This window comes from Actinomadura sp. 7K534, assembly GCF_004348575.1.
In the GTDB taxonomy this organism is placed as follows: Bacteria; Actinomycetota; Actinomycetes; order Streptosporangiales; family Streptosporangiaceae; genus Spirillospora; species Spirillospora livida.
Genome location: NZ_SMKB01000237.1, coordinates 1 through 10,833, shown reverse-complemented (window position 1 = coordinate 10,833; position 10,833 = coordinate 1). Strand labels below are relative to the sequence as shown.

Genomic DNA, 10,833 nt, shown 5'->3' with positions numbered 1-10,833 from the left:
CCCGCCGAGGACGGGGCCGCCGCACCCCCGTCCGGCACCTACCGGCTCCAGCTGCGCGGGACGCCCGAAGAGCACTTCGGCTTCGCGGAGGCCGCCGCGCTCGCCCCCTACCTGGCGTCCCTGGGCGTGTCCCACGTCTACCTGTCGCCGGTGCTGCGGGCCGCTCCCGGCTCCGCGCACGGCTACGACGTGGTCGACCACTCCCGCCTGGCGGACGAGCTGGGCGGTGCCGAGGCGTTCGGCGCCATGGCGGCCCGGTTCCGCGCCCACGGGCTGCGGGTGCTGGCCGACGTCGTCCCGAACCACATGGCGATCCCGGAGCCGCGGGACCTGAACCTGCCGCTCACCGCCGTCCTGGCGGAGGGGCCCGCCTCGCCGTACGCCAGGTGGTTCGACATCGACTGGGAGGCGGGCGGCGGCCGGATCGTCCTGCCCGGCGAGGGCGAGCCCAACTACCGCCGGTTCTTCGACATCTCCGGTTTGATCGGGCTCCGGCAGGAGGACCCCGAGGTCTTCGAGCGCACGCACGCGCTGCTGCTGAACCTGGTCGCGGACGGCCACGTCCACGGCCTGCGCGTCGACCATCCCGACGGGCTCGCCGACCCGCGCGGCTACCTGCGGCGGCTGGCGGAGGCGGCCCCCGGCGCCTGGCTGCTGGTCGAGAAGATCACCGAGGGGGAGGAGCGGCTGCCGCCGGACTGGCCGTGCGCGGGCACCACCGGCTACGACTCGCTCGGCATGGTCGGCGGCCTGTTCGTCGACCCGGCCGGGGAGAAGCCGCTCACCGACCACTACGTGTCGGTCACCGGAGGCCCGGCCGACTTCGCGGAGGTGGAGCACGAGGCCCGCCGCCACGCCGCGACGCACGGCCTGAAACCCGAGATCGACCGGCTCCTGCGCGTTCTCCAGCGGATCGTGGGCGAGCGCCGTCCGGGCCTGGAGCGGGCCCTGGTCGAACTGCTCGTCGCCATGCCCGTCTACCGCGCCTACGTCGTGCCGGGGGAGGACGCGCCCCAGCAGGCCGTGGATGTCCTGAACGAGGCCGCCGGCCGCGCACGAGCGCATTTGCCAGCTGAACTGCACGGCGACCTGGAGACGGTGGTGGACCTCGCCCTCGGACGCGGGGAACGCACCGACGCCGAGTTCATCGTGCGGTTCCAGCAGACCTCGGCTCCGCTGGCGGCCAAGGGCGTCGAGGACACGGCCTTCTACCGGTGGAACCGCATGGCCGCGCTGAACGAGGTCGGCGGCGACCCGGCGCGCTTCTCCGTGAGCCCGGAGGACTTCCACTCGTACTGCATCAGGGTCGCCCGGGACTGGCCGTCCACGATGACGACGCTGTCCACGCACGACACCAAGCGGGAAGAAGACGTCCGCGCCTGGCTGGCGGTCCTGTCGGAGATGCCGACCGAGTGGGCGGAGGCAATGGACCGCTGGCGCCAGTGGGGGCCCGACCGGTCGCCGATGGAACCGGACCTCGAATACCTGTTCTGGCAGACGCTCGTCGGCGCCTGGCCCATCACCATCGGCCGCCTGGAGGAGTTCCTCACCAAGGCGATGCGCGAGGCCAAGACCCGCACCGCGTGGGTCGATGGGGATCCCGCCTATGAGGAGGCCGTCCTCGATCACGCGCGCTCCGTGCTGGCCAACCCCGACCTCGTCACCGACCTGACCGCGTTCGTGGCGAAGCTCGCGCCCTGCGCCCGGGTCAACACGCTCGGGCAGAAGCTCGTCCAGTTGGCGATGCCGGGCGTTCCGGACGTCTACCAGGGCTGCGAGCTGACCGGGCTGGCGCTCGTCGACCCCGACAACCGGCGCCCGGTCGACTACGGGCGGCGCCGCGAGCGGCTCCAGCGGCTCGACACCGGCCGCCCGGCCAAGGACGTCGACGACGAGAAGCTGCTGGTCACCTCGCGGACGCTGCGGCTGCGCAGGGCCCACCCCGAATGGTTCGGGCCGGGCGCCCGGCACGAGCCGATCGCCTCCCGCGGACCCGCCGCCGGGCATGTCGTCGGGTTCGCCCGCGGCGACGCGGTCGCGCTCGCCACCCGGTTGCCGGTGGGGCTGGAGCGCCGCGGCGGCTGGCGCCAGACGACGGTGGACGTCGTCCAGCAGGGCTGGCGGGACGTGCTGACCGGCTGCACGCACATGGGCCCGGTCCTGGACGCCGACCGCGTCTTCGAGCACCTGCCCGTCGCGCTGCTCGTACCCCGGGAGATCGACCGGTGAGCGTTTCATGAGGTTCGAGGTCTGGGCACCGTCCGCCGGCCGTGCGGACCTCGTGGCCGGCGGCGCACGCCACCCCATGGAGCCCCTGGAGGGACGTCCGGGCTGGTGGGGGACAGAAGTCGCGGACGCCGGGCACGGGACCGACTACGCCTTCGCCCTGGACGCCGCGGAAGAGGCACTGCCCGACCCGCGCTCGCCATGGCAGCCGCACGGCGTCCATGGCCCCAGCCGCGCCTACGACCACGACCGTTTCGCGTGGACGGACCAGCACTGGCACGGCCGCCCCCTCGCGGGGAGCGTCCTGTACGAGATGCACGTGGGCACGTTCACGCCCGAGGGGACGTTCGACGCGGCCGCCGAGCGGCTCGACCACCTGGTGGCCCTCGGCATCGACGTGGTGGAACTGCTGCCGGTCGCCGCCTTCCCGGGCCACCAAGGCTGGGGGTACGACGGGGTCCACCTCTGGGCGCCCCACGAACCGTACGGCGGCCCTGACGGGCTGAAGCGCTTCGTGGACGCCGCCCACGCACGCGGCCTGGCCGTGGTCCTGGACGTCGTCTACAACCACCTCGGGCCGGACGGGAACCGCCTCGGCGACTACGGGCCGTACTTCACCAGCGCCCACGCCACGCCATGGGGCGACGCGGTGAATTTCGACCAGGAGGGGTCGGACGAGGTCCGCGCGTTCGTCGTGCAGAACGCGTTGATGTGGTTGCGCGACTACCACTTCGACGGGCTCCGCCTCGACGCCGTCCACGCCATCACCGACCACGGCGCGGTGCACATTCTCGAAGAGCTGTCGCGATCGGTGGCGGGCCTTTCCGCGCACCTTGGACGGCACCTGTTCCTCATCGCCGAATCCGACCTGAACGACCCGCGCCTTGTGACGCCCAGGGAGGCGGGCGGATATGGGCTTGACGCGCAGTGGAGCGACGACTTCCACCACGCCCTGCACGCCGCGCTCACCGGCGAGCGGCAGGGCTATTACTGCGACTTCGGCTCTATGGAGACGCTCAAGAAGGCGCTCACGAAGGTCTTCGTCCACGACGGGACCATGTCGACTTACCGGGGACGGCACCACGGGCGTCCGGTCAACGTCCAGGAGACGCCCGCGCACCGGTTCCTCGGCTTTCTGCAAAACCACGACCAGGTGGGGAATCGCGCCGCGGGCGACCGGATCGGCACCGTCCTGGAATCCTCGGGAATCTCCCCGGCGATGCTCAAGGTCGGCGCTGCGGTGCTCCTGCTCGCACCCTTCACGCCCATGCTCTTCATGGGCGAGGAGTGGGGCGCGTCCACCCCGTGGTGCTACTTCACCGACCACCAGGACCCGGAACTGGCCCGCGCGGTGAGCGAGGGGCGCCGCCGGGAGTTCGCGCGGCACGGCTGGACCGGCGCGGTCCCCGATCCACAGGCTGTGGAAACCTACCGGGCCTCCGTCCTCGACTGGTCGGAGCCCGACCGGCCGCACCACCGCGACCTGCTCGAATGGCACCGGGCGCTGCTCGCGCTGCGCCGGTCGCGGCCCGAGCTGAACGACCCGCGGCTCACCGGGACGGCGGTCGAGTGCGGCGACGGCGAGGCGCGCTGGCTGCTGATGCGGCGCGGCGGGGTGTGCGTCGCGGCGAACTTCGGGACGCTCCCGCTGGTGCTCCCCGTCTCGGTCCCTGTCCCGGTCCCGGCTCCGGCGGCGGCCCGCCCCCGGCTGCTGCTCGCCTCGGATCCGGCAATTCGCCTCGACTTTGACAATTTGGGCGATTCTGTTGAGGCGTCCGCGGTGCTGCCGGGCGGGACCGTGGGCGTGTTCGGGTGACCCCGGGCGCCTCCCGTGCCGGGTGTGTTGAGAAGTGCGTCCAGGTTTCGCCGAAGAAGGTGTATTCGTGGATGTACTACGAGTGGCAAACCGCAGGTCAAGAGCGCGGCGCATGCCGGGCAATGTTCAAGAATGGTCTTACGATCGACCCATGACCTCAGTACTGCTCGCCGAGGACGACACGTCCATCTCCGAGCCTCTCGCCCGCGCGCTGCGGCGCGAGGGGTACACCGTCGAAGTCAGCCCGGACGGCCCGCAGGCCCTGGAGCGGGCGCTCGGCGGTGGTGTGGACCTCATCGTCCTGGACCTCGGCCTCCCGGAACTGGACGGCCTGGAGGTGGCCCGCAGGGTACGGGCCGAGGGGCACGGCGTTCCCATCCTGATCCTGACCGCCCGGGCCGACGAGGTCGACACCGTCGTCGGGCTCGACGCGGGCGCCGACGACTACGTGACCAAGCCGTTCCGGCTGGCCGAGCTGCTCGCCCGGGTGCGCGCGCTGCTGCGCCGGGGCAGCACCGAGACCCCGATCGTCCAGGGGGTGCGGATCGACGCCGAGTCGCGCCGCGCCTGGATGGGCGACCACGAGCTCCAGCTGACCACCAAGGAGTTCGACCTGCTGCGCGTCCTCGTCCGGGACGCGGGCAAGGTCGTGACCCGCGAACAGATCATGCGCGAGGTGTGGGACACCAACTGGTGGGGTTCCACGAAGACGCTCGACATGCACATTTCCTGGCTGCGCCGCAAGCTCGGCGACGACGCCGGCAGCCCCCGCTACATCACGACCGTGCGGGGCGTCGGCTTCCGGTTCGAACGCGGCGACTAGCTCCGCCGCCACGGCCGGGTGAGACCACCCGGGGCCTTCCCGAGAGGCCCCGGGCGCGGTAGCGCACGTCCGTGGCCCCACCCTCGAAGGAGCCCTGATGAGGCGCCGACTCCTGCTGTCGACGCTCGCGGTGGCGGTGGTCGCGATCCTGATGCTCGGCATACCCCTCGCCTACGCCGCACACAAGCTCGTCCACGAGGAGGCCGCCCGGTCCCTGGAACGCGAGGCGTCCGCCATCGCCGACGGCGTCGCCTACAGCCTGGTGGCGCAGCGGCCCCTCACCGGCGAGGTGGTCGCGCGGGAGTACCCGGGGCGGCACATCTCGATCGTCCTGCCGGACGGCCGGACGCTCACCGCCGGGCCGCCGCGGGCCGGTTCCGCGCTCACCGCCACCGCCACCCAGGGCGGTGTCCGGGTGCGCGTGTCGCGGCCGGAGGCCGAGGTCGGCGCCGACGCGCTGCGGCTGATGCTGCTCATCGGCAGCCTCGCCCTGCTCGGCGTCGCCGTCACCGTCGGGCTGGCGATGGTGCAGGCCCGCAAGCTGACGCTGCCGCTGGTCGACCTCGCCGAGACCGCCGACCGGCTCGGCAGCGGCAACGCCCGGCCGCGCCGCCGCCGCTACGGCATCCCGGAGGTCGACCGGGTCGCCGAGGTCCTGGACCGCAGCGCCGTCCGGATCGCCGACCTGCTGGCCAACAGCCGCGAGTTCGCGTCCGACGCCAGCCACCAGCTCCGCACGCCGCTGACCGCGCTGTCCATGCGGCTGGAGGAGATGATCGACGCCGCCGAGTACCCGGACGTCGTCCGGGAGGAGGGCGCCGCGGCCGTCGCGCAGACCGAGCGCCTCGTCGCGGTCGTCGAGCAGCTGCTGTCCCGCGCCCGGCACGACCGGACGGGCGCCGCCGTCGCCTCGCCCATCGACGAGATCATCGCGCAGCAGGCCGAGGAGTGGCGGCCCATCTTCCGCCGGGCCGGCCGGGACGTGCGGGTCATCGGGGAGCGGGACCTCGTCGGCATGACCAACCCGGAGGGCCTCTCCCAGATCATCGCGACGCTGCTCGACAACTCGCTCATGCACGGGGCGGGCACCGTGACCATCCGCACCAGGCCGTACGCGAGCTCGGTGCTGGTCGAGGTCGGCGACGAGGGCGAGGGCATCCCGCCCGAGCTGGAGCCGCGGATCTTCGAGCGGAGCATCAGCGGCGGCCGCGGCACCGGGCTCGGGCTCTACCTGGCCCGGTCCCTGGCCACGGTGGACGGCAACCGGCTGGAGCTGATCCAGGCGCGCCCGGCGGTGTTCGGCGTCCACCTCCGCCAGGTCGCCGAGGTGCGCCTCGCCGAGGAGCGCGTCGTGATGGGCCCTGCCTAGAGCTCCGCGTAGTCCTCGGCGTGGGAGTCGAGCGGGTGGCCGAGGCGCGGGGACGCGGCGGCGTGCCCGTTCGCCCGGTGGATGCCGGGCCCGTCGGAGGCGAGCGCGGGCGGCGCCTCCGGCAGCCCGGACGCGGGGTCGACCGGCGGCGCGCTCGCCGGCAGGAACACCCACTTCTTGTACGACCAGAAGCGGAACAGCGACGCCACCCCGGTGCCGATCACCAGCGAGATGTTGTACGAGAGCGGCCCGGTGAGCCCCAGCACGTAGTGCGTGAAGCCGATGAACAGCTCCGTGATGACCAGGCCGACGCCGTTCAGCGCGAAGAACAGGACGTACTCGCGGCCGAGCCCGGTGCGGTCGCGGTGCCGGAACGTCCAGTAGCGGTTCGCCAGGTACGCGAACGTCGTCGCGACCACCGTCGCGACGCCGTTGGACGTCAGCGGCCCCACGCCCATCCCGCTGTGCAGCCCGTTGCCGATCACGACCGTGATGACGAACGCGATGGCGCCCACGCTGCCGAACTTCGCGAGTTCGCGCACGAGGTGCTCGAACTGCCGATGGAGATTCGCGACCAGGCTCACGAAGGGGAACCGTCCTTCCGGACTTCGGCGGTGCGCCGCGGCCGACGGCGCGGCGGCTACTGCGGAGGCATCACGAGAATAGACGCCCGTCGCCCCGGAGACGTCGGAACGTGAACGTTTCACACTGTCCGTGCGTTCCTTGCCCATTGTCGGGTGGCCCACACACGGTACGACGCCGCGGGCGCGTGATTCGTTCGTCCCGGCCGCCCGGTAGCCTTCTGACGTGACAGAACCACCTCAGCGACCCCCTCGCCGACCACCGCGGCGCCGGGGGGTTCCCGTCGTCGGGATGGCGGGCGGGGGGCAGCTGGCCCGGATGACGCAGCAGGCGGCGATCGGGCTCGGCGTGTCGCTGCGCGTGCTCACCGGGGCGGCGGACGACTCGGCGGCCAAGGTCGTGTCCGGGGTCCAGGTCGGCGACGACCGCGCCCGCGACGACCTCAAGGCGTTCGCCGAGGGCTGCGACGTCGTGACCTTCGACCACGAGCACGTCCCCGGCCCGCACATCCGGGAGCTGGAGGCCGCGGGCAAGGCGTGCCGTCCCGGCTCGGCGGCCCTCGCGCACGCCCAGGACAAGCTCGTCATGCGCGACCGGCTCGGCAAGCTGGGCGTCCCGTGCCCGGCGTACGCGCACGTCCCCCCGTCGGAACCGCTGGAGTTCCTGGACGGGTTCGCCCGCGAGCACGGGTGGCCGGTCGTCCTCAAGGCCACCCGCGGCGGCTACGACGGCAAGGGCGTCTGGCTCGTCGAAGACCTGGACGGCGCCGGCGGCGACCTCGTCCGGCGGCTGCTGGGGGAGGGCGTCGACCTCATGGCCGAGCAGTACGTCCCGTTCAGGCGGGAGCTGGCGGCGCTGGTCGCGCGCTCCCCGTACGGGCAGGGCGCCGCGTACCCGATCGTGGAGACCGTCCAGGAGGGCGGCATCTGCACCGAGGTCGTCTCGCCGGCGCCGGGCCTGCCGGGCGACCTCGCCGCGGAGGCGCAGCGCCTCGCCCTGAGCATCGCCGGGGAGCTCGGCGTCGTCGGCCTCCTCGCGGTCGAGCTGTTCGAGACCGACGAGGGCCTGCTGGTGAACGAGCTGGCGATGCGCCCGCACAACTCGGGGCACTGGACGATCGAGGGCGCCCGGACGTCCCAGTTCGAGCAGCACCTCAGGGCCGTCCTCGACCTGCCCCTCGGCTCGACCGAGCCCACCGCGCGCTACACGGTCATGGCCAACGTGCTCGGCGGGGACGACCCGGACGTCTACTCCCGCTACTTCCACGTGATGGCCCACGACCCGGCCGTCAAGGTGCACATGTACGGCAAGGAGCCGCGGCCCGGCCGCAAGATCGGCCACGTGACCGCGCTCGGCGACGACCTCGCGGACGTCCGCAAACGCGCCCGCCATGCCGCGGATTTCCTGCGGTGGGGGCCCGAGATGAAGGAACGCAGATGAGTGACGAGGCCGAGCCGGTCGTCGGCGTGGTGATGGGCAGCGACTCGGACTGGCCCGTGATGAAGGGCGCCGCCGAGGCGCTCGCGGAGTTCGGCGTCCCCCACGAGGCCGACGTCGTGTCCGCGCACCGGATGCCGCACGACATGATCGCCTACGGGGAGGAGGCGGCGGCCCGCGGCCTCCGTGTGATCATCGCGGGCGCGGGCGGCGCCGCCCACCTGCCGGGCATGCTCGCGTCGGTGACGCCGCTGCCGGTGATCGGCGTGCCCGTCCCGCTGAAGCACCTCGACGGCATGGACTCGCTGCTCTCGATCGTGCAGATGCCCGCCGGGGTCCCGGTCGCCACGGTCGCGGTGGGGGCCGCCCGCAACGCGGGGCTGCTGGCCGTGCGCATCCTGGCCGCGTCCGACGACGGGCTCCGGGCGAAGATGAAGGTCTTCCAGCAGGACCTCTACGGGCAGGCCAAGGCGAAGGGCGCGCGGCTCCGCGAGAGCCTCTGAGCGGCCGCGCGCCGCGGAGGCGCCGTCAGCGCCGCAGGGCCCACTCGACCGCCGGGCAGCGGTTCATGACGACGTCGAGCCCGGCGTCCTTCGCGCGCCGCGCCGCGGCCTCGTCGATCACCTGGAGCGGCAGCCACACCGCCTTCGCGCCCGCCGCGATCGCCTCGTCCACCGCCTCCCCGGCGTGCTCGGCGCGGCGGTAGACGCCGACGACGTCGACCTCGGACGCGTCGGGGACCTCGGCCAGGGACGCGTAGCCCCGCTCGCCGAGCACCTCCCGGGCCGCCGGATGGACGGGGACGATCCGCTTCCCGCGCTGCTGCAGCAGCCGGGCCTGCTCGTAGACCTCGCGCGACGGGTTGTCGCCGAGGCCGACGAACGCCCAGGTCCTGGACTCGTTGAGCAGCCGGCGGATCACGGCCTGGTCGGCGTAGGCATCAGACATGTTCAGGACAACAGCCCGCCCGGCCGGTTGCTTCCGCTCAGGGACGGCCGAGCGCCCGGTAGGTCCAGCCCGCGGCGCGCCACTTCTCGGGATCCAGCGCGTTGCGCCCGTCCACGATGTTGCGCTCGGCGACGACCGCCGCGAGCGAGTCCGGGTCCATGTCCCGGAACTCGGCCCACTCGGTCAGCAGCAGCACGACGTGGGCGCCGCGCGCCGCGGACAGGGCCGACTCGCCGTACTCCAGGTCCGGCTGGGCGCGGCGGGCGTTCCCCATGGCCTGCGGGTCGTACACGGTCACCTCGGCGCCCTGCGCGCGTATGGACGCCGCCACGTCCAGGGCCGGGGAGTCGCGGACGTCGTCGGAGTTCGGCTTGAACGCCGCGCCGAGGACGCCGACCGTCCGCCCGTCGAACGACCCGCCGAGCATCTGCCGGGCCAGGTCCACCATCCGGATCCGCCGCCGGATGTTGATCTCGTCGACCTCGCGCAGGAACGTCAGCGCCTGGTCGGCGCCCAGCTCCCCGGCGCGGGCCATGAACGCGCGGATGTCCTTCGGCAGGCAGCCGCCGCCGAAGCCGAGCCCGGGGCCGAGGAACTTGCCGCCGATCCGGTCGTCGTAGGACAGCGCCTCCGAGAGCTTCGTCACGTCGGCGTGCGCCGCCTCGCAGACCTCCGCCATCGCGTTGATGAAGGAGATCTTGGTGGCGAGGAACGCGTTCGCCGACACCTTGACCAACTCGGAGGTCGCGTAGTCGCAGGTGATGAACGGGGTGCCGTGCGCGATCATCGACCGGTAGATCTCCCGCAGCACCTTCTCCGCGTGCTCGGCGGCGCCCTGGTCGGGCGGCAGGCCGACGACGATCCGGTCCGGGTGCAGGGTGTCCTGGACGGCGAAGCCCTCCCGCAGGAACTCGGGGTTCCAGGCGAGGACGGCGTCCCCGCCGACCGGGGCCGTCCGCGCCATCGTCTCGGCCAGCCGCGCCGCGGTCCCGACCGGGACGGTGGACTTGCCGACGACCAGGCACGGCCGCTCCAGCAGCGGCGCGAGCGAGTTGACCGCGTCGTCCACGAAGGCGAGGTCGGCCGCGTACTCACCGGCCTTCTGCGGGGTCCCGACGCACAGGAAGTGCACGTCGCCGAAGTCCGCGGCCTCCTTGTAGGACGACGTGAACCGCAGCCGCCCGCTCTCCAGCCCCCGGCGCAGCACGGGCTCCAGGCCCGGCTCGAAGAACGGCAGGTCGCCGGCCGCGAGCCGGGCGATCCGCTCCTCGTCCACGTCGAGGCCGAGGACCTCGAACCCCAGGTCGGCCATGCAGGCCGCGTGGGTGGCGCCGAGGTACCCCGTTCCGATGACCGTCAGCCGGTAGGACAAGGCCGGCTCCTCTCGCTTCGCTGTCGCCGACTAGCGGCCTCATTCCCAAGGTGCCCGCTGCGGGCTGGTCCGTGCACCGACCGCGCGAGTGTACTGGCCGGTAGCATTCCGGCCATGAGTGCAGACTTTCCCGCGTACGCGCCGTCGGAGGAGCATGAGCTGCTGCGGCGGACGGTGCGTGAGCTGGCCGATGCCAAGATCGCTCCTTTCGCGGCGGAGGTGGACGAGGAGTCGCGGTTCCCGCGGGAGGCGCTGGACGC

General features: G+C 72.9%; 10 protein-coding genes. 7 read left to right on the top strand and 3 right to left on the bottom strand.

Going from position 1 to position 10,833, the window contains the following annotated elements:
• The 4 genes from treY to E1266_RS30685 form a co-directional block, all read left to right on the top strand.
• On the top strand, positions 1 to 2,229 hold a 2,229-nt coding region (treY, locus tag E1266_RS30700; protein WP_347876758.1), incomplete at its 5' end, for a malto-oligosyltrehalose synthase.
• Positions 2,230 to 2,236: 7 nt separating this feature from the next.
• The gene (gene treZ, locus E1266_RS30695; RefSeq protein ID WP_132052996.1) at positions 2,237 to 4,042 is read left to right on the top strand and encodes a malto-oligosyltrehalose trehalohydrolase; all 1,806 of its coding nucleotides are present in this window, start codon (positions 2,237 to 2,239) and stop codon (positions 4,040 to 4,042) included.
• A 151-nt stretch (positions 4,043 to 4,193) separates the two neighbouring features.
• Positions 4,194 to 4,865: a response regulator transcription factor gene (locus E1266_RS30690; RefSeq protein ID WP_131951643.1), complete on the top strand. Its 672-nt coding sequence runs from the start codon at positions 4,194 to 4,196 to the stop codon at positions 4,863 to 4,865.
• Between the two features lie 97 nt (positions 4,866 to 4,962).
• Positions 4,963 to 6,234, top strand: coding sequence for an ATP-binding protein (locus E1266_RS30685; RefSeq protein WP_132052994.1), 1,272 nt, complete (start codon positions 4,963 to 4,965; stop codon positions 6,232 to 6,234).
• Here E1266_RS30685 and E1266_RS30680 read toward each other — a convergent pair.
• On the bottom strand, positions 6,231 to 6,818 hold the full coding sequence (locus E1266_RS30680; RefSeq protein WP_243719086.1) for a GtrA family protein: 588 nt from the start codon (positions 6,816 to 6,818) through the stop codon (positions 6,231 to 6,233). The two genes, E1266_RS30685 and E1266_RS30680, sit on opposite strands and share 4 nt — an antisense overlap.
• A 223-nt stretch (positions 6,819 to 7,041) precedes the next feature.
• Here E1266_RS30680 and E1266_RS30675 point away from each other — a divergent pair, with 223 nt between their 5' ends.
• Both E1266_RS30675 and purE read left to right on the top strand, forming a co-directional pair.
• Complete coding sequence (locus E1266_RS30675) at positions 7,042 to 8,256, top strand: 5-(carboxyamino)imidazole ribonucleotide synthase (RefSeq protein ID WP_279436364.1); 1,215 nt, start codon at positions 7,042 to 7,044, stop codon at positions 8,254 to 8,256.
• Positions 8,253 to 8,756, top strand: a complete 504-nt coding sequence (purE, locus tag E1266_RS30670; protein ID WP_132052990.1) for a 5-(carboxyamino)imidazole ribonucleotide mutase — start codon at positions 8,253 to 8,255, stop codon at positions 8,754 to 8,756. The genes E1266_RS30675 and purE overlap by 4 nt, the downstream gene beginning before the upstream one ends.
• 25 nt (positions 8,757 to 8,781) lie before the next feature.
• Here purE and E1266_RS30665 read toward each other — a convergent pair whose 3' ends face one another.
• Both E1266_RS30665 and E1266_RS30660 read right to left on the bottom strand, forming a co-directional pair.
• Complete coding sequence (locus E1266_RS30665) at positions 8,782 to 9,201, bottom strand: CoA-binding protein (protein ID WP_132052988.1); 420 nt, start codon at positions 9,199 to 9,201, stop codon at positions 8,782 to 8,784.
• Between the two features lie 37 nt (positions 9,202 to 9,238).
• Positions 9,239 to 10,573 (bottom strand): UDP-glucose/GDP-mannose dehydrogenase family protein, encoded by a 1,335-nt coding sequence (locus E1266_RS30660; RefSeq protein ID WP_132052986.1) that lies wholly within the window; start codon positions 10,571 to 10,573, stop codon positions 9,239 to 9,241.
• A gap of 114 nt (positions 10,574 to 10,687) precedes the next feature.
• Here E1266_RS30660 and E1266_RS30655 point away from each other — a divergent pair.
• Positions 10,688 to 10,833, top strand: a 146-nt coding sequence (locus E1266_RS30655) for an acyl-CoA dehydrogenase family protein (protein ID WP_207946007.1), incomplete at its 3' end; no start/stop codon positions are given.

Coding starts and splice junctions, on each gene's coding strand:
- treZ (WP_132052996.1), top strand. CDS start 2,237: ATGAGGTTCGAGGTCTGGGCACCGTCCGCCGGCCGTGCGGACCTCGTG.
- E1266_RS30690 (WP_131951643.1), top strand. CDS start 4,194: ATGACCTCAGTACTGCTCGCCGAGGACGACACGTCCATCTCCGAGCCT.
- E1266_RS30685 (WP_132052994.1), top strand. CDS start 4,963: ATGAGGCGCCGACTCCTGCTGTCGACGCTCGCGGTGGCGGTGGTCGCG.
- purE (WP_132052990.1), top strand. CDS start 8,253: ATGAGTGACGAGGCCGAGCCGGTCGTCGGCGTGGTGATGGGCAGCGAC.
- E1266_RS30665 (WP_132052988.1), bottom strand. CDS start 9,201: ATGTCTGATGCCTACGCCGACCAGGCCGTGATCCGCCGGCTGCTCAAC.